Annotated in this window: 21 protein-coding genes; 13 read left to right on the top strand and 8 right to left on the bottom strand. The window is 69.6% G+C overall.

Going from position 1 to position 21,951, the window contains the following annotated elements; translation table 11 throughout:
- The first annotated feature begins 72 nt into the window (after positions 1-72).
- Positions 73-552: a MarR family winged helix-turn-helix transcriptional regulator gene (locus tag ASC67_RS02885; protein ID WP_056314881.1), complete on the top strand. Its 480-nt coding sequence runs from the start codon at positions 73-75 to the stop codon at positions 550-552.
- A gap of 27 nt (positions 553-579) precedes the next feature.
- On the opposite strand, the gene queF is transcribed toward ASC67_RS02885, so the two are convergent.
- Complete coding sequence (gene queF / locus ASC67_RS02880) at positions 580-1,011, bottom strand: preQ(1) synthase (protein ID WP_056314879.1); 432 nt, start codon at positions 1,009-1,011, stop codon at positions 580-582.
- A gap of 240 nt (positions 1,012-1,251) precedes the next feature.
- Between queF and smc the strand changes: the two genes are divergently transcribed.
- From smc to def, 4 genes are all read left to right on the top strand, one after another.
- Positions 1,252-4,779, top strand: coding sequence for a chromosome segregation protein SMC (smc, locus tag ASC67_RS02875; protein ID WP_056315148.1), 3,528 nt, complete (start codon positions 1,252-1,254; stop codon positions 4,777-4,779).
- Between the two features lie 2 nt (positions 4,780-4,781).
- Complete coding sequence (locus ASC67_RS02870; RefSeq protein WP_056314877.1) at positions 4,782-5,861, top strand: hypothetical protein; 1,080 nt, start codon at positions 4,782-4,784, stop codon at positions 5,859-5,861.
- 131 nt (positions 5,862-5,992) lie between these two features.
- A complete protein-coding gene (gene ligA / locus ASC67_RS02865) occupies positions 5,993-8,023 on the top strand; it encodes an NAD-dependent DNA ligase LigA (protein WP_056314874.1) in 2,031 nt (676 codons plus the stop codon).
- 26 nt (positions 8,024-8,049) lie between these two features.
- On the top strand, positions 8,050-8,586 hold the full coding sequence (gene def, locus ASC67_RS02860) for a peptide deformylase (RefSeq protein WP_056314873.1): 537 nt from the start codon (positions 8,050-8,052) through the stop codon (positions 8,584-8,586).
- A gap of 31 nt (positions 8,587-8,617) precedes the next feature.
- On the opposite strand, the gene ASC67_RS02855 is transcribed toward def, so the two are convergent.
- Positions 8,618-9,265 carry an arylesterase gene (locus tag ASC67_RS02855; RefSeq protein WP_056314871.1) on the bottom strand — a complete coding sequence of 216 codons (648 nt, stop codon included), beginning with the start codon at positions 9,263-9,265 and terminating at the stop codon, positions 8,618-8,620.
- A 14-nt stretch (positions 9,266-9,279) separates the two neighbouring features.
- On the opposite strand from ASC67_RS02855, the gene ASC67_RS02850 reads away from it, so the two are divergent.
- The 3 genes from ASC67_RS02850 to upp all read left to right on the top strand — a co-directional run bounded on the left by ASC67_RS02850 (position 9,280) and on the right by upp (position 11,485).
- Positions 9,280-9,954, top strand: coding sequence for an ABC transporter ATP-binding protein (locus ASC67_RS02850; protein ID WP_056314869.1), 675 nt, complete (start codon positions 9,280-9,282; stop codon positions 9,952-9,954).
- A 132-nt stretch (positions 9,955-10,086) separates the two neighbouring features.
- Positions 10,087-10,830, top strand: coding sequence for a 23S rRNA (guanosine(2251)-2'-O)-methyltransferase RlmB (gene rlmB / locus ASC67_RS02845; RefSeq protein WP_056314867.1), 744 nt, complete (start codon positions 10,087-10,089; stop codon positions 10,828-10,830).
- A 25-nt stretch (positions 10,831-10,855) separates the two neighbouring features.
- Entirely contained in the window at positions 10,856-11,485 is a 630-nt protein-coding gene (gene upp / locus ASC67_RS02840) for a uracil phosphoribosyltransferase (RefSeq protein ID WP_056314865.1), read from the top strand.
- 11 nt (positions 11,486-11,496) lie between these two features.
- Here the strand turns inward: upp and ASC67_RS02835 are convergent, their stop codons facing one another.
- Both ASC67_RS02835 and ASC67_RS02830 read right to left on the bottom strand, forming a co-directional pair.
- Entirely contained in the window at positions 11,497-12,747 is a 1,251-nt protein-coding gene (locus ASC67_RS02835; RefSeq protein ID WP_082535787.1) for an MFS transporter, read from the bottom strand.
- Positions 12,740-13,750 carry a D-2-hydroxyacid dehydrogenase family protein gene (locus tag ASC67_RS02830; RefSeq protein ID WP_056314863.1) on the bottom strand — a complete coding sequence of 337 codons (1,011 nt, stop codon included), beginning with the start codon at positions 13,748-13,750 and terminating at the stop codon, positions 12,740-12,742. The genes ASC67_RS02835 and ASC67_RS02830 overlap by 8 nt, the downstream gene beginning before the upstream one ends.
- A gap of 104 nt (positions 13,751-13,854) precedes the next feature.
- Here ASC67_RS02830 and ASC67_RS02825 point away from each other — a divergent pair, with 104 nt between their 5' ends.
- Together ASC67_RS02825 and ASC67_RS02820 are read left to right on the top strand one after the other, a co-directional pair.
- Positions 13,855-14,364 (top strand): DUF1993 family protein, encoded by a 510-nt coding sequence (locus ASC67_RS02825; RefSeq protein WP_056314861.1) that lies wholly within the window; start codon positions 13,855-13,857, stop codon positions 14,362-14,364.
- 61 nt (positions 14,365-14,425) lie between these two features.
- On the top strand, positions 14,426-16,867 hold the full coding sequence (locus tag ASC67_RS02820) for a penicillin acylase family protein (RefSeq protein WP_056314859.1): 2,442 nt from the start codon (positions 14,426-14,428) through the stop codon (positions 16,865-16,867).
- Here ASC67_RS02820 and ASC67_RS02815 read toward each other — a convergent pair.
- The 3 genes from ASC67_RS02815 to ASC67_RS02805 form a co-directional block, all read right to left on the bottom strand.
- A complete protein-coding gene (locus ASC67_RS02815; protein WP_156466632.1) occupies positions 16,864-17,847 on the bottom strand; it encodes a DUF72 domain-containing protein in 984 nt (327 codons plus the stop codon). The genes ASC67_RS02820 and ASC67_RS02815 overlap by 4 nt on opposite strands.
- A 162-nt stretch (positions 17,848-18,009) precedes the next feature.
- The gene (locus ASC67_RS02810; protein WP_056314857.1) at positions 18,010-18,426 is read right to left on the bottom strand and encodes a DUF3693 domain-containing protein; all 417 of its coding nucleotides are present in this window, start codon (positions 18,424-18,426) and stop codon (positions 18,010-18,012) included.
- A 207-nt stretch (positions 18,427-18,633) separates the two neighbouring features.
- The gene (locus ASC67_RS02805) at positions 18,634-18,909 is read right to left on the bottom strand and encodes a hypothetical protein (protein ID WP_056314855.1); all 276 of its coding nucleotides are present in this window, start codon (positions 18,907-18,909) and stop codon (positions 18,634-18,636) included.
- A gap of 86 nt (positions 18,910-18,995) precedes the next feature.
- On the opposite strand from ASC67_RS02805, the gene ASC67_RS02800 reads away from it, so the two are divergent.
- Positions 18,996-19,313, top strand: a complete 318-nt coding sequence (locus ASC67_RS02800) for a hypothetical protein (RefSeq protein ID WP_056314853.1) — start codon at positions 18,996-18,998, stop codon at positions 19,311-19,313.
- Between the two features lie 130 nt (positions 19,314-19,443).
- On the opposite strand, the gene ASC67_RS02795 is transcribed toward ASC67_RS02800, so the two are convergent.
- Entirely contained in the window at positions 19,444-19,914 is a 471-nt protein-coding gene (locus ASC67_RS02795) for a hypothetical protein (RefSeq protein ID WP_156466631.1), read from the bottom strand.
- Positions 19,915-19,970: 56 nt separating this feature from the next.
- Between ASC67_RS02795 and ASC67_RS02790 the strand changes: the two genes are divergently transcribed.
- Both ASC67_RS02790 and ASC67_RS02785 read left to right on the top strand, forming a co-directional pair.
- Positions 19,971-21,788 carry a replication endonuclease gene (locus ASC67_RS02790; protein ID WP_056314849.1) on the top strand — a complete coding sequence of 606 codons (1,818 nt, stop codon included), beginning with the start codon at positions 19,971-19,973 and terminating at the stop codon, positions 21,786-21,788.
- Complete coding sequence (locus tag ASC67_RS02785) at positions 21,742-21,948, top strand: hypothetical protein (RefSeq protein WP_056314847.1); 207 nt, start codon at positions 21,742-21,744, stop codon at positions 21,946-21,948. The genes ASC67_RS02790 and ASC67_RS02785 overlap by 47 nt, the downstream gene beginning before the upstream one ends.
- Positions 21,949-21,951: the final 3 nt, after the last annotated feature.

The following is a 21,951-nucleotide window of genomic DNA, read 5'->3' as shown; positions in this document are numbered from 1 at the left end:
ATTGCGCACGGCCCGCACCACACCGCCATTCTTTCGTGTGCAAAATGCTTGCAGACGAATCAAAGCCACCGCATGAGCCAAACCCGCCGACTTCCCGCATCGCTCCAGGCCGACGCCTCGGATCTGGCACTCGACGGCCAGCTGTGCTTCGCGCTGTACGCCGCGTCGCTGGCGATGACCAAGGTCTACCGGCCGCTGCTCGCGCGCATCGGTCTGACCTATCCGCAGTACGTGGTGCTGCTGGCGCTGTGGGAGTGCGACGGCCTCAACATCGGCGAGCTCGGCGAGCGCGTCTCGCTCGATTCAGGCACGCTGACGCCGCTGCTCAAGCGCATGCAGGCGCTCGGCCTGATCGAGCGCACCCGCAGCGCCGCCGACGAACGCCAGGTGCTGATCACGCTGACACGGGCCGGCCGCGATCTCAGCACCGCCGCGTCGGCCATCCAGGAGCAGGTGGCCTGCGCGACGGCCTGTTCCAACCGGGAGCGCCAGGGATTGACTCAGGCGCTGCAGCAGTTGCGGGCAGCGCTGCTCTCGAACGCCGACACCTGAGCGCCCGACAGCGTTCGCCTGCGGGACTCAGGTCGGCAGGCCACGCTCCGCGGCGTGCTGCGGCAGCGCGACGAGAGGCTCGGGCTTCCAGCCCTTCTTGCGGTGCTCCGCGACCACGCTGGTGTAGATGCCGCCGCGCACGTACCACTTGGCGGTGATGCGCGCGAAGCGCGGCGCCGTGGTCTCGACGATCTTGCCGAGGATGTCGTTGGTGACCTTCTCGTGGAACGCGCCCTCGTCGCGGAAGCTCCACATGTACATCTTCAGGCTCTTGAGCTCGACGCACAGCCCGTCGGCAATCATGTCGATCGTGAAGTGCGCGAAGTCGGGTTGCCCGGTCAGCGGGCACAGGCAGGTGAACTCGGGGATCTGGAACTGGATGACGTAGTCGCGCTCCGGCGCCGGGTTCGGGAACACGTGCAGTTCCTTGCTCGGCGCCGTGGGCGGATTGGGCGGCATCGGGCGCTGCCGGGGCGGCGTACGCGGGCTGGATTTCTTGGCAGTCTTGGCCATGGTTCGACGCCGCTGCACATCCCGCGCAGTCGACGTTTGCTTGCAGTTCAGGGGAGGGCCCGATGCTATCATCCTGAGCACTCTCAAGCCGGCTTCCGAGCCGGTTTCTCATTACAAATCAACGAGTTAGCGGCGCAGCACGGGGCATTGCAGACGCCCGGCGCAGCGCCCTGCGAACCGCCCGCGATGCGCCTCAACTCGATCAAGCTCTCCGGTTTCAAGTCCTTCGCCGAGCCGACGAACTTCCAGCTGCCCGGTCAGCTCGTCGGTGTGGTCGGTCCGAACGGCTGCGGCAAGTCCAACATCATGGACGCGGTGCGCTGGGTGCTCGGTGAGAGCAAGGCCTCCGAGCTGCGCGGCGAGTCGATGCAGGACGTGATCTTCAACGGCTCGGGCAACCGCAAGCCCGCCAGCCGTTCCAGCGTCGAGCTGGTGTTCGACAACGCCGATGCCCGCGCCGGCGGCTCCTGGGCCCAGTTCGCCGAGATCGCCGTCAAGCGCGTGCTCACGCGCGACGGCACCTCCAGCTACTACATCAACAACCAGCCGGTGCGCCGGCGCGACGTGCAGGACGTGTTCCTCGGCACCGGCCTGGGCCCGCGCGCCTACGCGATCATCGGCCAGGGCACGATCAGCCGCATCATCGAGTCCAAGCCCGAGGAGTTGCGGCTCTTCCTCGAAGAGGCCGCCGGCGTCTCCAAGTACAAGGAGCGCCGCCGCGAGACCGAGAGCCGCCTGAAGGACACGCGCGAGAACCTGCAGCGTGTCGACGACATCCTGCGCGAGCTCAACGCCAACCTCGACAAGCTCGAGAAGCAGGCCGAGGTCGCGGCCCAGTACCGCGGCCTGCAGGAGGCCGGCACGCTGAAGCTGCACCAGCTGTGGTTCCTGAAGCATCGCGATGCGGCGTCCGAGGAGGAGCGCGTGCACAAGGCCGTGCTCGAAGCCACCAACGCCATCGAATCGCGGCTGGCAGAGCTGCGCCACGTCGAGGCCGAGCTGGAGACGGTGCGCCAGTCGCACTACGCGGCGAGCGACGCGCTGCACACCGCGCAGGGTTCGCTGGCCGAGGCCGCGCTCGAGGTGAGCCGGCTCGAGGAACGCATCCGTTACGTGGTCGAGGGGCGCCAGCGCGTCGAGCAGCGGCTGGCCGAGCTGACGGGCCAGAACGCGAACTGGGACGAGCGGCGCCAGCAGGCGGTGGCCGAGCTCGACGAGATCGCCGCGCAGATCGCCCTGGCCGACGAGCAGGCCGAGCTGCTGGCCGCGCAGGCCGAGGAGCAATCGGGCGCCTTGCCGGGCGTGGAAGACACGGTGCGCGCCGCGCAGGGCCGCGCCAACGAACAGCGCGGCAAGGCCGGGCAGGTGCAGCAGCAGATCCAGCTGCTGGCCGCCGAGTCGCGCAGCGTCGAGGAACAGGGCCGCGCGCTCACGCAGCGCCGCGAGCGCCTGGCCGGCGAGCGCCAGACGCTGGCGGCGCCCGACGAGGCGCGCCTCGAAGGCCTGCGCGTTCAACTCGCCGGCGCCGAGGAAGGCCAGGCGGTGGCCGATGCCCGCGCCGAGGAACTGACCGCGTCGGTGCCCCAGCTCGATGAAGATCGCCGCGTCAAGCAGGAGCGCGTCAACGCCGAGACCGGCCGCCAGGCCGACCTGAGCGCCCGCCTCGATGCACTGCGCGCGCTGCAGGAGAAGGTGCAGACCGAGGGCAAGCTCAAGCCCTGGCTCGCCAAGCACGGGCTCGACGGGCTGAGCGGGCTGTGGACGCGGCTGCACATCGAGACCGGCTGGGAGACCGCGCTGGAAGCGGCGCTGCGCGAACGCATCAATGCGCTCGAAGTCGGCCGCATGGAGACGGTGCGCGCCTTCGAGGGCGACGCCCCGCCGGCCAAGCTGGCCTTCTACACGCCGCCGAGCGGCGCGATCGCCAACACCCATGCCACGCTGCCGCGGCTGTCGGACCTGCTGCGCCTGGGCGGGCAGGTCGGCGACGCCGGGCTGGCAGCGTTGCTGAACGACTGGCTCGAGGGCGTCTACACCGCGGCCTCGCTCGACGAGGCACTGGCCAACCGCGGCAAGCTGACCCACGGCGAGGTCATCATGACGCCGGCCGGCCACGCGGTCAGCCCGTTCGCGGTGAGCTTCTACGCGCCCGACTCCGAGCAGGCCGGCATGCTGGCGCGCGCCCAAGAGATCGAGAACCTGGAGAAGCAGACGCGCGCCCAGGCGCTGATCGTCGACGAGTCGCGCGCCGCCCTGGTGCGGGCCGAGGCGGCCTACACCGACGCCTCGTCGCGGCTGGTGAGCGCGCGCCGCGAGGCCGCCGAGGGCCAGACGCGCCACCACCAGCTGCAGGTCGAGGTGCTGCGGCTCACCCAGCTGAGCGAGCAGACCAGCGCGCGGCGCGAGCAGATCGAATCCGAGCTGGCCGAGATCGACGCCGGCCTGGAGGAACTGCAGGAGCGCCGCGTCACCGGCGAGGCGCGCTTCGAGGAGCTGGACCTGCAGCTCGCCAACGAGCAGGAGCGCCACGCCGACCTGGAAGAGGCGGTGATCCAGGCCGAACGCCAGCTCAGCGGCGCACGCGAGCAGCTGCGCACGCTGGAGCGCGAGGCCCAGGAGGCGCAGTTCAGCTCGCGTGCGCTGGCCGCGCGGCGCGGCGAGCTGCAGCGTTCGATCGAGACCGCCGCCCAGCAGGTGGCCACCAACGAGCAGAGCGCTGCCCAGCTGCAGGAAGAGCTCGGGCGCCTGACCGATGCCGCCGCGCAGGCCGGCCTGCAGACCGCGCTGGCGCTGAAGCTCGAGCGCGAGCAGGCGCTGGGCGCGCAGCGCAGCGCCTATGACGAGCTGTCGGCGCGCCTGCGCCAGGCCGAAGAACAGCGCCTGGGCTTCGAGCGCAGCCTCGAGCCGCTGCGCGAGAAGATCGGCAAGCTGCAGCTCGAGCAGCAGGCCGCACAGCTGGGCGGCGCGCAGTACCTGGAGCAGCTGACGGCGGCCCAGGTCGACCTCGAGGTCCTGGGCAGGAACATCGAGGACAACAACGTCAAGCTCTACGGCCTGCAGGGCGAGATCGACCGCATCAACCGCGAGGTGGCGGCGCTGGGCGCGGTGAACCTGGCCGCGCTCGATGAACTGACCGCGTCGCGCGAGCGCAAGACCTTCCTCGACGCGCAGTCGGCCGACCTGGTCGACGCGATGACCACGCTGGAAGACGCCATCCACAAGATCGACCTCGAGACACGCGACCTGCTGAAGGGCACCTTCGACACCGTCAACGAGCACTTCGGCCGCATGTTCCCGGAGCTGTTCGGCGGCGGCAATGCGCGGTTGGTGATGACCGGCGACGAGATCCTCGACGCCGGCGTGCAGGTGATGGCGCAGCCGCCGGGCAAGAAGAACAGCACCATCCACCTGCTGTCGGGCGGCGAAAAGGCGCTGACGGCGATCGCGCTGGTGTTCGCGATCTTCCAGTTGAACCCGGCGCCGTTCTGCCTGCTCGACGAAGTGGACGCGCCGCTCGACGACGCCAACACCGAGCGCTATGCGAAGCTGGTGCGCAGCATGGCGCAGAACACGCAGTTCCTGTTCATCTCGCACAACAAGATCGCGATGGAAATGGCCGAACAGCTGATCGGGGTGACCATGCAGGAGCAGGGCGTGTCGCGCATCGTCGCGGTCGACATGGACGCAGCGGTCTCGATGGCCGAGGCCGCATGACCATGAGCACGCTACAGCTGTCGCTCGCCATCCTGGGGGGGCTGGTGCTCGCCGCGATCGTGGCCCACGGCACCTGGCAGGCTCGCCGCAACGAGATCAAGCGCGTGGCGCTGGAGCCGGGCGCGGAGCCCGCGCCGCCGCAGGAGCCGAGCTTTGCGCCGACCGCGCCACCCCAGCCCGACGAAGGCAGCCCGAAGGTAGCGGCCGAAGACAGCCAGCCGCCGCGCATCGAGCCGACGCTGGTGCGCCGCGCCGCCGGTCTGCCGCGCCTCGACGCGCTGATCGACGCGATCGCCACATTGACCGTCGACAACCCGGTGAGCGGCGAGACCGCGATCGCCCACCTGCCGCCGGCCCGGCGCGCCGGCAGCAAGCCGCTGCTGGTCGAGGGACTGAACGCCGAGTCGGGCGAATGGGAAACGCCGGCCGCCGGCCAGCGCTACGGCGAGTTCCAGGCCGGCGTGCAACTGGCCAACCGCAGCGGAGCGCTCAACGAGATCGAGTACTCCGAGTACGTGCAAAAGGTGCAGGCCTTCGCCGAGCCCATCGGTGCGCTGCCCGACTTCCCCGACATGCTCGACGTCGTCGCGCGGGCCCGTGAGCTCGACGCCTTCGCCGGCCAGCACGACGCACAGCTCGCGCTGCGACTGGTGTCGCGCAGCGCCGCCTGGTCGCTGGGCTACGTGCAGCAGCACGCCTCCCGCCACGGCTTCATGGTCGGCGCACTGCCGGGCCGCCTGGTGCAGCCGGGCGAGGACGAAGGCGCGCCGCCGGTGCTGACGCTGCAGTTCGATCCGCAGGCCGCACTGGCCGACGAGCCCAGCCAGGCGGCCGTGCGCGAACTCACGCTGGCCTTCGACGTGCCGCAGACCGCCGCCTCTGCCGCGCCCTTCACCGCCTGGTGCACCGCCGGCGAGGCGCTGGCCGCCGAGCTCGATGCCGCGATGTACGACGACGGCGGCCAGCCGCTGCAGCCGGCCGCGTTCGCATCGATCGGCGACGCGCTGCAGACGCTGTATGCCGCGCTCGCCGAACGCGATCTGGCCGCCGGCTCGCCCGCCACACGGCGCTTGTTCAGCTAAGGACATGGCGCCCCCTCGTTGCGGCGTCGCCGCTCCCTCCCCGGGGGGCGCCGCTGGCAGACCGGCGAAGCCGGCTCCGCGGCGGCCACTGGGTCGCGCGAAATTCGCTCGGCGCGTCGAGCCAGGCGCGCATGCCTGAGATGTCCACGCCCGCAGAGCGCGCCGCAGCGTTGCGCGCCGAGATCGAACGGCACGCGCACCGCTACTACACCCAAGATGCGCCGGAGATTCCCGACGTCGAGTACGACCGCCTGTTTCAGCAGTTGCAGGCGCTCGAGGCCGAGCACCCCGAGCTGCTGACGCCCGACTCGCCGACGCAGCGCGTGATCGGCGCCGTGCTCGACGGCCTGCAGCCGGTGCGGCACGCGGTGCCGATGCTGTCGATCAAGACCGAGACCGACACCACGCCGGCCGGCGCGCTGAAGTTCGACGCCGCGGTGCGCAACGCGCTGAAGCTGGCGCCGGACGCTCCGCCGCTGCGCTACGCCGCGGAGTTGAAGTTCGACGGCCTGGCGATCAACCTGCGCTACGAGGCGGGGCGGCTGGTACAGGCCGCCACGCGCGGCGACGGCGAGACCGGGGAGGACGTGACGCACACCGTCGGCACGATCGCGTCTATACCGAAGCAGCTGCGCGGCACGGCCGCACCGGTGCTCGAGGTGCGCGGCGAGGTCTTCATGCGGCGCGACGACTTCGAGGCGCTGAACGAGCGCCAGCGCGAGGCCGGGCTCAAGACCTTCGTGAACCCGCGCAATGCGGCCGCCGGCATCGTGCGCCAGCTCGACGCGAGCATCGCGCGCCAGCGACCGCTGAGCTTCTTCGCCTACGGGCTGGGCGACGTGCAGGGCTGGGATGTGCCACCCGCGCACTCGGGCCTGCTCGATGCGCTCGCCGTGCTGGGCCTGCCGGTCGACACGCACCGCACGGTGGCCGAAGGCGGCGAGGCGCTGGCCGCCTTCCATGCCGGCATCGCGGCGGAGCGCGATGCGCTGCCGTTCGACATCGACGGCGTGGTCTACAAGATCGACAACCGCGCGCTGCAGCAGCAGCTCGGTTTCAAGTCGCGCGAGCCGCGCTGGGCGGTGGCGCACAAGTATCCGGCGCAGGAGCAGTCGACCCAGCTGGCAGGCATCGAGATCCAGGTCGGCCGCACCGGCAAGCTGACGCCGGTGGCCAAGCTGCAGCCGGTGTTCGTCGGCGGCACGACGGTGAGCAATGCCACGCTGCACAACCGCTTCGAGCTGCGCCGCAAGGGCATCCGCATCGGCGACACGGTGATCGTGCGGCGCGCCGGCGACGTGATCCCCGAGGTGGTGGGCCGCGTGCCGCAACCGCGCGCAGGCTATGTGCCCAACTTCCGTATGCCGCGCGCCTGCCCGGTGTGCGGCAGCCAGGCGCTGCGCGAACGAGGCAGCGTCGACTACCGCTGCACCGGCGGCCTGTTCTGCGCAGCGCAGCGCAAGCAGGCCCTGCTGCATTTCGCCGGGCGGCGCATGATGGACATCGAGGGCCTGGGTGACAAGCTGGTCGAGCAACTGGTCGACGGCGGCATCATCCGCACGCTGCCCGAGCTCTACAAGCTCGGCGTGGTGAAGCTCGTCGAGCTGGAACGCATGGGCGACAGGAGCGCGGCCAACCTGGTGGCGGCGCTCGAGAAGAGCAAGCGCACGACGCTGGGGCGCTTCCTGTTCTCGCTGGGCATCCGCCACGTCGGCGAGGCCACGGCGAAGGACCTGGCCCGCCACTTCGGCGCGCTCGACCGCGTGATGGACGCGAGCCTCGAGCAGTTGCTCGAGGTCAACGACGTGGGCCCCGTGGTGGCACAGAGCATCCGCAGCTTCTTCGAGCAGACGCACAACCGCGAGGTTGTCGAGCAGCTGCGCGCCGCCGGCATCGCCTGGGACGAGCACGACGGCGAGGCCGATCTCACCCCCAAGCCGCTGGCCGGCAAGACCTTCGTGCTGACCGGCACGCTGCCCGGGCTGAGCCGGGAGGAGGCCAAGGAGAAGATCGAGGCCGCCGGCGGCAAGGTGGCCGGGTCCGTGTCGAAGAAGACGGATTACGTGGTGGCCGGAGAAGAAGCCGGCAGCAAGCTGGAGAAGGCCCGGGCGTTGGGTGTGGCGGTGATCGACGAGGCCGCGCTGCGTTCGCTGTTGGCCTGAAGCAAAACCCGGGAGGCGAAGACATCATGGCCGTTCGAGAGATCCTGAAGATGGGCGACCCCCGCCTGCTGCGCGTCGCGCACCCGGTGCGCGAGTTCGACACCCCCGAGTTGCATGCGCTGATCGAAGACATGTTCGACACGATGGAGGCCGCCAACGGTGCCGGCCTGGCGGCGCCGCAGATCGGGGTCGATCTGCAGTTGGTGATCTTCGGCTTCACGAAGAGCGAGCGCTACCCTGACGCCCCACCGGTGCCGCGCACGGTGTTGATCAACCCACTGATCACGCCGCTGTCCGAGGAACTGGAAGACGGCTGGGAAGGCTGTCTCTCGGTGCCCGGCCTGCGCGGCGTGGTGCCGCGCTACCGGCTGATCCGCTACACCGGTTTCGACCCGCAGGGCCAGCCCATCGACCGCGAGGCCGAGGGCTTCCACGCCCGCGTGGTGCAGCACGAATGCGACCACCTGGTCGGCGTGCTCTACCCGATGCGGGTGCGCGACTTCAGCCGGTTCGGCTACACCGAGGTCCTTTTTCCCGGACTGGACTCGACCGAGGACGATTGATGGCGCCGAGATCCGCCGCCACGGCGACGGATCACTTCAGCAGGGGCCGCAATACCGGCCACACATTGCCCAGGATGATCGGGTGGGCCGCCTCCTTCGGATGGATGCGGTCGGGCTGAAACAGCTCTGTCGCGTTCGGCGCATCACCGACGCCCTTCAGCAAGAACGGCAACAACGCTGTGCCCTCGGCCCGGGCGACCTTGCCGAACAGCGCGGCGAAGTCCTCGTTGTACTGGCGGCCGTAGTTCGGCGGCACCTGCATGCCGGCCAGCAGGACCCTGGCGCCGGCGGCCTTCGCGGCGCGCGCCATCTCGGCCAGATTGCGCTCGGTCATCGCCAGCGGCAGGCCGCGCAGGGCGTCGTTGCCGCCCAGCTCGATGATCACGACCGCCGGCTGGTGCTGCGCCAGCAGCGCCGGCAGCCGCGAGCGGCCACCCGACGTGGTGTCGCCGCTGATGCTGGCATTGACGACGGTGGCGGCGATCTTCTCCTGGGCCAGACGCTTCTCCAGCAGCGCCACCCAGCCGCTGCCGCGCTGCAGGCCGTACTCGGCCGACAGGCTGTCGCCCACGACCAGGATCACGCGTCGGGCGGCCTGTGCCTGCGAGGACAGGACGACAAGCCCCGCAAACACCGACGCGGCGAGCTGCTTGATACAGTCCCTGCGACTCACTGCCATCCGACTCCTCCTCAATGACCGAAGCGATCATCGCCGTCGAGCACGTCACCAAGCGTGTGCAGGACTCCAGTGGCGAACTGACCATCCTGCACGATATCGACTTCTCGCTCGCGGCGCAGGAATCGGCGGCCATCGTCGGAGCATCGGGCTCGGGCAAAAGCACGCTGCTGGCCATCATCGCGGGGCTCGACACACCGAGCGAGGGCACGGTCAGGCTCGCCGGCATCGACCTGTTCCGTCTCGACGAGGACGCCCGCGCCGCGGTGCGGGCCGAGCGCGTGGGTTTCGTGTTCCAGAGCTTCCAGCTGATGGGCAACCTGACCGCGCTCGAGAATGTGATGCTGCCGCTGGAACTTCAGGGCCGCGGCGACGCCCGCGCCGCGGCGACCGAGATGCTGGCACGCGTCGGGCTGGGCGAGCGGCTGGGGCACTACCCCAAGGTGCTGTCCGGCGGAGAACAGCAGCGCGTGGCGCTGGCCAGGGCCTTCGTCGTGAAGCCGGCGCTGCTGCTGGCCGACGAGCCCACAGGCAGCCTGGACTTCGCGACCGGCGAAAAAGTCATGGAGCTGATGTTCGAGCTCAACCGCGAGCAGGGCACGACGCTGGTGCTGGTGACCCACGACCGCGCCATCGCCGCCCGCTGCGACCGCCAGGTCAGGATCGAGGCGGGGCAACTGACTTCCTCGTGAGCTCGGTCGCGGCAGCCGTTGCGCAGCAAGGCACCCGCGGACGCATACCTGCCCTGCGGCATGGGCGGTGAATAGCGAGCCCGCGGTCGCTCGGCCGCCGCCGCCGTGGAACGTCCCCCGATAATCCCTTCCATGTCTTCTCCCCCCCGCATCCTCTTCGGCTTCCACGCCGTCACCGTCCGCGTCAAGACGGCTCCCGGCTCGGTCGTCGAGCTCTACATCGACGCCACACGGCGCGATGCGCGCATGCGCCAGTTCGTCGAGCGCGCCAAGGAAGCGGGCGTGCGCCTGATCGAGAGCGACGAGCTGCGCCTGCAGGCGCTGTCCGGAACGCACCGCCACCAGGGCGTGGTGGCCAAGGTCACGGCGGCGCCGGCCACCAAGTCGCTCGACGACCTGCTCGACACGGTGGAGGGCCCGCCGCTGCTGCTGGTGCTCGACGGCGTGACCGACCCGCACAACCTCGGCGCCTGCCTGCGCGTGGCCGACGGAGCCGGGGCCCACGCGGTGATCGCGCCGAAGGACCACGCCGTCGGCATCAACGCGACGGTGGCCAAGGTGGCCAGCGGCGCGGCCGAGACGGTGCCCTACTTCATGGTCACGAACCTGGCGCGCACGCTGGGCGAGTTGAAGGAGCGCAACATCTGGGTCGTCGGCACGGCCGACGACGCGCCGCGCACGTTGTACGCGGCCGACCTGAGGCAGGCGGTCGCGCTGGTGCTGGGCGCGGAAGGGCAGGGCATGCGCCAGCTCACGCGCAAGACCTGCGACGAACTGGTCAGCCTGCCGATGGCCGGAGCCGTGGAGAGCCTCAATGTCTCGGTGGCGAGCGGCATCGGGCTGTACGAGGCGGTGCGCCAGCGCGGCATGCCCTGACGGCCGGCCCGCATAGACTGCCGCCATGCCCGTCCTCGAAGTCCATCATCCGCTGGTCCGGCACAAGGTCGGGTTGCTGCGCGCCGCCGACATCTCGACCAAGAAATTCCGCGAAATCACCGCCGAGATCGCCCGCCTGTTGGCCTACGAGGCGACGGCGGACTTCCCGCTGGAGCAGGTGACGGTCGAGTGCTGGAGCGGGCCGACGGCGGTCGACCAGATCAAGGGCAAGAAGGTCACCATCGTGCCGATCCTGCGCGCCGGGCTGGGCATGCTGGACGGCGTGCTCGACATGATCCCGAACGCCAAGATCAGCGTCGTCGGCCTGTCACGCAACCACGACACGCTGCAGCCGGAGCACTATTTCGAGAACCTGGTCGGTTCGCTGGAAGAGCGCACCGCGCTGATCATCGACCCGATGCTGGCCACCGCCGGCTCGATGATCGCCACCGTCGACCTGCTCAAGCGCAAGGGCTGCCGTGACATCCGCGCGCTGGTACTGGTGGCCGCGCCGGAGGGCGTCAAGGCGCTGACCGCAGCCCATCCCGAGGTGCGCTGCTGGACCGCGGCGATCGACAGCCACCTCAACGAGGTCGGCTACATCATTCCCGGCCTCGGCGACGCCGGCGACAAGATCTTCGGCACCAAGGGCTGAGCCGCACGCGCTCAGGTGGGGCGGCTATCGCGCCGCATGCGTTTTTCGGCCCAGCGGCTGAGCGCCAGCGCCGCGAGCAGCCAGCCCAGGCCGACCCAGTGCAGCCCGCCGTAGATCCCCGGGCCGCTGGCGCCGGCGGTTTCCTGCGCCGCGACCAGCGCGCCGCCACCCGCCGCGCCGACTGCCTGGCCGAGGTAGATGGCCGAGGTGTTGAGTGCCATCAGCGCCGGTGCCAGCGCCGGTGCGGCCTGGCCCAGCCGCGCCTGCTGTGCGGAGTTGGCCGCGAACATGCCCAGTGCCCACGGCAGCAGCACGCAGGCCATCGACAGGTAGCCGGTGCCCAGCGGCCAGACGAGCATCGTCAGGGCAACGGCACCGAGGAGCAGGGTCACGGCACGCGCCGCACCGATGCGGTCGACGTGTCGCGACAGCAGCACGTTGCCGATCAGACCGAAGGCGCCGAACCACGCGAACAGCAGGCTGATCTGCGTGGGCCCGGCCCCCAGCACCGCCTTGTAATACGGCGCGAAATAGGTGAACACGGTGAACTGTCCTGCGCCGAACAGGGCCGTGACCGCCACGATCGCCATCAGCAGCGGATGCGTCAGCACCTCGCGCCAGGCCCGCAGGTCCATGGCCGGTGGCCGCACGCCGTCGGGCATCACCGCCCACACCCAGACGGCGCCGCCGGCCGCCAGCAGCGCGACGAGGCCGAAGGCCCAGCGCCAGCCGAGCGCCTCGCCGATGTAGCTGTGCAGCGGCATGCCGAACACCGACGCGACCGACCAGCCGAGGAAGATGAAGGTGATCGCCCGGCCGCGCTGCGCCGCCGGGGCCAGCCAGCCGATCGCCGCCGCGGCCTGCGGAGTAAACACCGCTGCACCGAGCATGCAGAACGCGCGCACCGGCGCCAGCGCGGCGTAGCTGGGCATCAGCGCCGACACGGCATGGCCGACGGCGTACCAGGCCAGCGTGAAGGCCAGCAGACGGCGGCGGTCCACGCGGCCGACCGCCGCGGCCAGCAGCGGCGCGCCCAGGCACATCATCACCGCGGCGATGGCGATCAGCTGGCCGCCGAGCGCCACGCTCACCTGCAGCGAGCGCGTCAGGTCGTTCAGCGAGCCGGCGATGACCATCACGCCGCAGCCGATCACGAAGTTGCCGAACAGCAGCGCCCAGCGGGCGCCGCGCAGGGCGTCGGCCTGGCGGGTTCGCGACGAAGCCGTCTCGGCGCTCAGCCCCGCGCCCGGGCCGTCATCCACGCAGGACCCGCAGGGCCTCGGGGTTCACGACGTTGGTCGGTTTGCCCTGGATGAAATTGACGACGTTGTCGAACGCGGCACTGAAGTACTGCTCGTAGGTCTCCTGTTCGACATAACCGATGTGCGGCGTGCAGATCGCGTTCTCCAGGCGCAGCAGCGGCGTCCCCTGCATGATGGGCTCGCTGTCGAACACGTCGACCGCCGCCATGCCGGGCCGGCCGCGGTTCAGCGCCGACACCAGCGCGTGTTCCTCCAGCAGTTCGGCGCGCGCGGTGTTGACGAACAGCGCGGTGGGCTTCATGCGCTGCAGGTCCTCGAGCCGGACCAGACCGCGGGTCGCCTCGTGCAGCCGCAGATGCAAGGAGATCACGTCGCAGGACTCGAAGAAGCTCTCGCGCGAGGTGGCCGCCTCGTGACCGTCGGCCTGAGCCTTGTAGCGCGAAGTCTCGCTGCCCCACACCACCACATCCATGCCGAAGGCGCGGCCGTAGCCCGCCACCAGCTGGCCGATGCGGCCATAGCCCCACAGACCCAGCGTCTTGCCGCGCAGCACCATGCCGAGCCCGAAGTTGGCCGGCATCGACTGCGACTTGAGGCCGGCCTGCTGCCAGGCGCCGTGCTTGAGGTTGCTCACGTACTGCGGCAGCCGGCGCATGGCCGACATGATCAGCGCCCAGGTCAGCTCGGCCGGCGCCACCGGCGAGCCCACGCCCTCGGCCACCGCGATACCCAGGCGGGTGCAGGTCTCGATGTCGATGTGCGGGCCGGCGCGGCCGGTCTGCGCGATCAGCTTCAGGCGCGACAGCTTCTCCAGCAGCGGCCGCGTGAACTGGGTGCGTTCGCGGATCAGCACCAGCACGTCGGCATCGCGCAGACGCACGGCCAGCTGGCCGTTTCCCTTGACGGTGTTGGTGAAGACCTTGGCGTTGTAGCCTTCGAGCTTGGCGGCGCAGGGGAGCTTGCGCACCGCGTCCTGATAGTCGTCCAGGATGATGATGTTCATGGGCAGCAATGGGCCGCCATGCTGCGGCCAGTGCGGTCGATTGTGCACGCCCGACGCCAGCCTGGGGTTACCGGTAGCATCCGCCTCCTCACGAGGAGACTCCCATGGCAATCACGATGCATTCGGCCAGCGTGCCGCTCTTTCTGACGATGCTCGGCAATCTGACGAAATGGCTGGACAAGGCCGTGGCGCACGCCCAGGCGAAGAAGTTCGATCCCGACACGCTGCTGACCTCGCGCCTGGCACCCGACATGCTATCGCTGGGCAAGCAGATCCAGATCGCCTGCGACAGCGCCAAGTTCGGCGTCGCGCGACTGGCTGGCGGCGAGGCGCCGAAGTTCGAGGATACCGAGTCCACCATCGCCGAACTTCAAGCCCGCATCGAGGCGACGGCCGCCTACCTCCGCGGTGTAACGGCAGCCCAGGTCGACGGCAGCGAGGACAAGCCGATCAGCGTGCCGGTACGCGGGCGCGATCCGCTGCAGTTCACTGGCGAGCAGTACCTGAAGCACTTCGCGCTGCCGAACTTCTTCTTCCACGTCACCACCGCCTATGCGCTGCTGCGCCACAACGGCGTGGAACTGGGCAAGGCCGACTACCTGCGCGGGGGCTGAAGCCCCACGCGCCCGTGCGAACCCCGATGCGGGGCAGGGGGGCAGCGACTAGCCTGTCCCCATGAAGTGGATGCTTCGGTGTCTGGCAGTCCTGCTACTGGCGGGCGTGGGCGCCATCGCGGCGCTGCTCGCCTATCGGCAACTCGCGCTGCCGCTCACTGAAGGGCGCCTGGCGGTCGACGGCCTGCGCGCGGGGCTGCAGATCGAGCGCGATGCGCAGGGCGTGCCGACCATCCGCGCGGCGTCGATCGACGATGCCTGGTTCGGTCTGGGCTTCGTGCATGCGCAGGACCGGCTGTGGCAGCTCGAGACCCACAAGCGCATCGGCGCGGGACGGCTGGCGGAGGCCTTCGGGCCCCGTGCGGTGGAGAGCGACCGTTTCCTGCGGGCGCTGGGCGTGCGCCGTGCCGCGCAGGCGCAATGGGACCAGGCCGGACCGGGCGTGCGGGCCATGCTGACCTCGTATGCGGCGGGCATCAATGCCTATCTGCGTGACCACCTGCGGGCCCGGCCACCCGAATTCCTGATGCTCGGATTGCAGCCCGAGGCGTGGAGCCCGGTCGACAGCCTCGCGTGGTCGACCATGATGGCCTGGGACCTGGGCGGCAACTGGAGCACGGAGTTGCTGCGCATGCGCCTGGCACAGGTCATGCCCATCGCGCGCATCCAGCAGCTGCTGCCGCCCTATCCGGGTGAGAAGCCGCTGGCCACGGCCGACTACGCGGCGCTGTACCGTCGGCTCGAAGTGAACGACGGGCAGCCGCTGCAGATGGCCGATGCGGCCTACGCGACCAGCCTGCCGTGGCAGATCCAGAGCGGCGTCGAGGGGGTCGGTTCGAACAACTGGGCCGTGGCGGGGGCACGCAGCGTCACCGGCAGCCCGTTGCTGGCCAACGACCCGCACCTGAAGCTCAGCGCGCCGACCCTCTGGTACGTGGCCCGGCTCGAGGCGCCGGGTCTGAAGGTGGCCGGCGCGACGATTCCGGGCCTGCCGGTGATCGTGCTGGGGCAGAACGAACGGGTGGCCTGGGGCTTCACCAACACCGCGCCCGACGTGCAGGACCTCTACATCGAGCGCATCGACACCAACGACCCCGAGCGCTACGAGACACCGGACGGCTGGGCCCATTTCGAGAGCTTCGCGGAGACGATCCACGTCAAGGGCGCTGCCGACGTGCCGTTCACCGCGCGTCAGACACGCCATGGCCCGGTGCTCTCGGATGCGCTGCCTTCCATGCAGGGCCTGACCGGCAACGGCGGCCCCGTGCCGCGCTATGCGCTGGCGCTGCGATGGACCGCGCTGGAACTCGACGCGTCCGACACCCTGGCCGCCGGCCTGGCCTTCAACCTGGCCGGCTCGGTGGACGAGTTCCTCGCCGCGTCGGCGCTGTACATGGCGCCGATGCAGAACATGGTGGTCGCCGACGCGCAGCAGATCGCCTTCGTCTCGGCCGGCCGGGTACCGCTGCGGCGCCCCGACAACGACCTGATGGGGCTGGTGCCTGCACCGGGCTGGGATGCCCGTTACGACTGGGCCGGCTGGCTGGCGCCGACGGCCACGCCGCGCGACCGCGATCCGGCACGCGGCTGGATCGCGAGCGCGAACCAGCGCATCCACGGGCCGCAGTACCCGCATTTCATCACCAGCGAATGGGCGCCGCCTTACCGACAGCAGCGCATCGAGCGACTGCTCGCCGCCCGGCCACTGCACAGCCTGGAAAGCCTGGCCTCGATCCAGGCGGACCTGTTGTCGACTGCCACCCAGCGGCTGCTGCCCTTTCTGCGGCAGGCGCAGTCCCTGCACCCGCTGGCCCCGGCGGCGCAGCATGCGCTCGAAGGCTTCGAAGGCACGATGGCCGCCGAACGCGCGGCGCCGTTGATCTTCACGGCCTGGGTGCGCCAGCTGACGCGCGGTCTCTTTGCCGACGACCTGGGCGAAGCCCTATTTGTAGATCAACTGGGACGCCGCAGCTTCAGAGAAGCGCTCGAGGGCGCGCTGGACCGCAACGACACGAGCTGGTGCGACGACATCGCCACGCCCGCGGTCGAGACCTGCGCCGAGCAGGTCGATGCGGCCTTCACGCGCGCGCTCGACGAACTGCAGGCGGCGCAGGGCGACGACGTGAGCCAGTGGCGCTGGGGCCAGGCCCATCTGGCCCGGCTCGAGCACCGCCCTTTCAGCAACGTGCCCTGGCTGGCGCGATGGTTCGAATTGAGAACCCCGGTGGGCGGTGATGCCTACACCATCAACGCCTCGCGCGTGAGTCTGCGGCCCGACGCCAGCAGCGGCGAGCTCTACCTGGGCGACCACGGCGCCGGCCTGAGGGCCTTGTACGACCTCGGGGCCCGCAAGCGCTCGCGGTTCATCCATTCGAGCGGGCAGAGCGGCATCGTGTTCAGCGCCGACTACCGCAACCTCACCGAGCGCTGGGCCAGGGTGGAGTACCTGCCGCTCTGGGGAGATGGCCGTCCGGGCCGCATCCTCGAGTTGAAGCCACGCTAGGGCAGGGGACCGGCTCCGGCGACACCGTCGGGTGATGCCGACATCCGGGCCGACACGGCCTCTGCCAGCGCGAAGACCGACAGCGGCGCACTGCCTTCGGCCTTGTTGTTGATGGTCGTGAAGACCGGCTGTCCCGCTGCCACCGTGACCGCGATCAACCGTGCCAGCGCCTGGCGCGTGGCGGGGTCGGGCGCGGCGAGCACATCGAAAGGCTCGAACCGCGCCTTGGCCTGCCGGTAGCGCAGTCCCCGCTGCAGACTCCACCGGCACACCAGCGGGCCGGGCCAGGTGGCGCGCAGCATCGGCAACTGCGCCTCCAGCGGCGGCATGCGGTCGTGCAGGCCGAGGCAGTAGCGGACACCATGCCGCTTCAGCAGCGCAGCCAACTCGGGAACCAGCGGTTCGGCGTCACGCAGTTCGACCGCGAGCAGGCCGTGTTCGGGGCGCGGCAGGGCGGTGAACAAGCGGTCGAGTGCCTGCAGCAACCGGCTCGGAGCTGCAGACGACAACCATTCGGCGGGCAACGGCGAGAGCTGGAACAGCAGCACGCCCAGCTTGCGGCCCAAGCCCTCGACGGCTGGCCGCAGTACCGTTTCCAGCGTGACCGTCGGATCGAGGAACAGCGGATTCGGCTGCGTGGGAGCGCCGTTGGACGGCTCTCGGAGCGTCGCATCCGTCACCGACGCGCCGGCCTTGACGACGAAGCGGAAATCGTCGGGCACCTGGGCATCGAGCGCAGCGTAGTTCGCGGTCGACAAGGGCCGGTAGAAGCTGCGGTCGAGGCTCACGGTCCGCAACAGCGGGTGCTGGGCGTAGGCCGCCAGACCGTGCTTCGACAGCATGCCCTGGGGATGCCGGTCGCGAAATACCAGTCCTTCCCAACCCGGAAAGTACCAGGACGACGTGCCGAATCGGACCAGCGGCCCGAGGTCGGCCGCCCGTTGCTTCAGCTGCGCATCGGCTTCAACGGCGCGAATCACCGTCGTACCGCGCGCTCTGCGGGGATCGGGCGGAGTCGATGCATCTGTGCCGAACAGGTCTGGATTCGAGGGGTCCACGCGCAGAAGTATCAGCGCCGAATCGAGCGACAAAGGCGGGCGGTGGGACCGTGCAGCTTCATCGCCGCCCGTTCATCTTTAAATTTACATAATATACAGGCCGATCCCGGCATTTTCGGCGGTGATAGCGACAGAAGAGAGCAGGGCGGCACCAGCATCCGGCCCGCCGTCGAAGCCGAAGAGGGCGGACAAAACGACCGCTGAAAGAATCGCCAGGGATGTGGCCGAGTTCGCGTGCAGCCGCTTGGCGATCGACTCCCAAACGGCGCGAACGGCCGGCTCTGTGGCGCGCTCCGCATTGATCGCCGTGAGCACGTCGGCAGCATCAAGGCCGGCCAGCTCGGCAAGGCGGGTCGCGTGCGCGTCGTCGGGGAAGTTCTTCCCGCTCACCCACCGCATCATCGTTTTCTCCGGCACGTCGCAAAGGCGCGCCAGACGGTAGCTTGAGCAGTTGTCGTTGGCGGCTTTGGCTGCGGCCAGAAGCTCTTGGGTAGTCAGCATTGGGAGCCCCCGTTCGGTACGTACGTTAGTGTTTGTACCGTACAGGACTGCAACGGGCAGCGCAAGGCACCCCCTTGTGTACTAACCCATGTGTCCGGTACATTGCGTCCCGTCGCCCCGGTTCGTCCACAACGAAGCCCGACCCCGGCCCAGCCCGGGGCGACCCCTCAGGGGCGGGGCGGCAATGGAAGGGGTTCCATCGTGGCGTCAGCCGGAAAACACATCATCGAACCGGATGCCGTGCGCCTTCAGCGCGCGCCCGGTGTTCGTCAGGCCCAGGCCTTCGAGACCCTGGGCAATGCCCAAGTACTCGCCGAGGCCCCAGGCGCGCACGGTGCGGTAAAGCCGGCCGTCGGACCCGAGGAGGGCGATATCCATCGCCTTCCCCGAGGGGCCATTGGGGTCGTGTTCCTCGGCGAGAAGGGCCAGGATTTCTTTGTCGTTGGCGAGCGGCGGTACACCTTCGATGAGCTTCGTTTCCATGCCGGCCTTTCTGCGTCGGATGTTGGGCTGCTGCACTATGCCGGGCGCTATCTGCGCAACGCAACCGCCGGCCTGGGGGTGGCGTGATGAGCAGCTTCGATCTCTCCACCCTGCAGCACGCCGAGTTGCTCGCCCTGCGCGTGCGGCTCGACGCGCTGATGGCGGCGACGGCGCCGCGCCTGCCGATCATCATCGGCGACCGCGTGTGCTTCACGTGGTCCGATTCGACCTTTTACGGCACGGTCGAAGGCTTCGCCGACGATCACCAGCACCGGCCCTCCGCATGGCTGCGCCTCGCGGGGCACTCCTGGGTGCACCGCGAGCCGCTCGCGAACCTGCGTCGCGTGTGCGGCGAGTGCAGCGGCTGCCGCTCGCTCGCGCATCGGCCGGAGTGCCTGCAGTGAAGCGCCTTGTGCTCGTCCTGGCCATCCTCGCCGCCTACGCCGCCGCGAGCGTCGAGCCAGCGCCTACGGCTCTGGCTCTTGAAGAGAGGAGTGCGCCGCGGTGATGGCCACGGTACAGGGCGCGGCCCGTTTACCCGCGATTGGTAATGGTGCGCGCCTGCATGTAAAGCGTCTCGAAGGTGGGCGCCAGCACCCTGATGGTGTCGGACAGGCTTTCAATACCGTTCAGCTCCCATTCTTCCAGCTTGTCGACCGCCGTTCGGCAGATCTTGAGTTGTTCTACGTAATTGCGCATGTGGTGCAGGGGCAGCGTGTGCATCGGAATTCCACGAATTGCGGTTTCGACTTCTTTGAGCATCCCGAAATCGCGACGCAGCTTGCCTTCATCATTGGCCTTGCAAGCTGCCTGTACCTCGTTCAGAACGAATTCGAGTTGAGCGGACATCATGCCGAGCGCCCTGAGGCTTTGATATCGCTGAGCTTGGCTGGCCCAATAGGCCACGCCAACTGTCGTCAGTGCCCCGAGGACGGCGGCGCCGAATTGCGCCCAGGCAGCTATATCGCTGGAGCTGAGGTTAGTAGTCATGCAGAGCGTGTTCATGTGATCCCTCCCAAGGATTGCGAAGCATGCCATCTCGATGCTAGGTGTCGTCCGTCATGAGGCAGGCCATCACGACCGCTCGGCATTGGATCGAGCTTGAGCGGCAGCGCGAGCGGGTCTACAAGCATCGCCAGTTCCAGCACAACGAGCGGGCTAGGGCGGTCGACGAAATCACGTCGGTGCGCGTCGATCGCGGCGCGCAGCCGGTGCGCTCCGACATGCCGGACGCCTTCCTGCGCGAGCTGGCCGACCGCCGCGCGGAGACCATGGCGGCGCGCATCACGAACGATCGGCAGCCCCGCGACGTTCCCGGCTATGTGTCCTGGATCAACGCCCAGGTGCAGGCGCTCGACGGCCAGCCGCTGCGGCTGATCGGGAAGGGCACCGACGCGCAGCAGCTCGCCGGCTTGATCGCGCGTGCGCAGTGCGCCGCGTGGTGGCGCCGCCAGCTCCGTCGCGCCGTCGTCCGGCTGCGCGAGTCCGAAGGCATCGCGCGCAGCGAAGTCTGTGCAACGCGCCGGCAGCCCTACGTCACGAACGACACGCTGCGGCGTCGCGTCGAGCAGAACGGCCGCAACGCGGCCATGCTCGCGGCGACCGAGATCGAGTCGGCCGACGGTCAGGTGATCAAGCTCGCCGATGCTGCAGCGGCGTCCACGTCGAACAAGGCCATCCGCCGCGGCGAGCTGATGACCCGCATTACCGGCTGCGAGTCGCTCGCCGATGCATCGGGTCACGCTGGCCTGTTCGTCACCGCCACGGCGCCGTCGCGCTTTCACTCGACGCTGCGCCACGGCGGCGCGAATCCGAAGTGGCGCGGCGACTTCGGCCCGGTGCAGCCCAACAGCCCGCGCGACGCGCAGCGGTGGCTGTGCAGGGCCTGGGCGCGCGCTCGCGCTGCGCTCGACCGGCTGGGCGTGCCGATGTACGGGTTCAGGGTCGCGGAGCCGCATCACGACGGCTGCCCGCACTGGCACCTGCTGCTGTGGACGGTGCAGCGCCACGCCGACAAGCTGGTGGAAGTGCTGCGCCGCTACTGGCTGGCCGACGATGGCGCCGAGGCCGGCGCAGCAGAGCACCGCCTGACCGTCAAGGCCATGCACCCCGGCGGCGCGAGCGGCTACGTCGCCAAGTACATCGCGAAGAACATCGACGACGCGGGCGCGGTCGGCGACGAAGGCCACACCGACGAATTCAACGGCGAGGCGGTGCCCATGCCGGCACAGGCCGACATGTTCGGCGGCACCGCGCAGCGCGTCGAGGCCTGGGCCAGCGCCTGGGGCATTCGGCAGTTTCAGGCGCTGGGGCAGCCTCCGGTCACGCCATGGCGCGAGCTGCGCCGCGTCGAGGCCGGTGACGTGCTGGGCGCGTCGCACCGCACCTGCCGGGCCTGGGTGGCGGCGCACCGCAACGACGACAAGCGGGCCGATTGGGGCGCCTACGTCGAGGCCCAGGGCGGCTTGATGATGGGCCGGTTCTACGCGGTGCGCGTGGCCGAGGAAACGAAGCTGCATCACGGTCGATACGAGTCGATCGAGAAGCCGCGCCCGGTGGGCGTGTTTGACCCGAGCGAGCCGCACAACATCGTGCGATCGGCCCGGCGCGAGTGGCGCCCGAAGGGTGCATGGCGCCAGGATGAGCGGAGAGCGCCGAAGGCGCCGACGCTCACTCGGACCCGTTTCAATAACTGTACGCGGGGGCGGCAGATGCCGACCCGCATCGGCGGGGTGATCCTGCCGAAAGGGGCGCCGCTGGTGGGCTGGCGAACCCTGATCGATCGACAAGAGCATGGCGCCGGGGTCGGCATCAACCATCGAAAGTCCGACCATGAGCGAAACCACCCCCCACCGCAGCCCGAAGATCGTCGCGGCTGAACTCGACGAGCTGCACGCCAGCTCGAGTAAGGCCTTCGTGCCCGTCAACGTCGTCAAGGCGATCGAGCTGCAGCGCGAGCTGAACGCCGGCATCGTCGCGACGCTCGACGCCGCGGGCCTGCTGCCCGACGACGCGGCCCCCAGCTCGACCGAGGGCTGATCC

Origin of the sequence: Methylibium sp. Root1272, from assembly GCF_001425905.1 — a bacterium.
GTDB lineage: Bacteria > Pseudomonadota > Gammaproteobacteria > Burkholderiales > Burkholderiaceae_C > Methylibium.
This window is presented reverse-complemented; position numbering and strand designations above follow the sequence as displayed.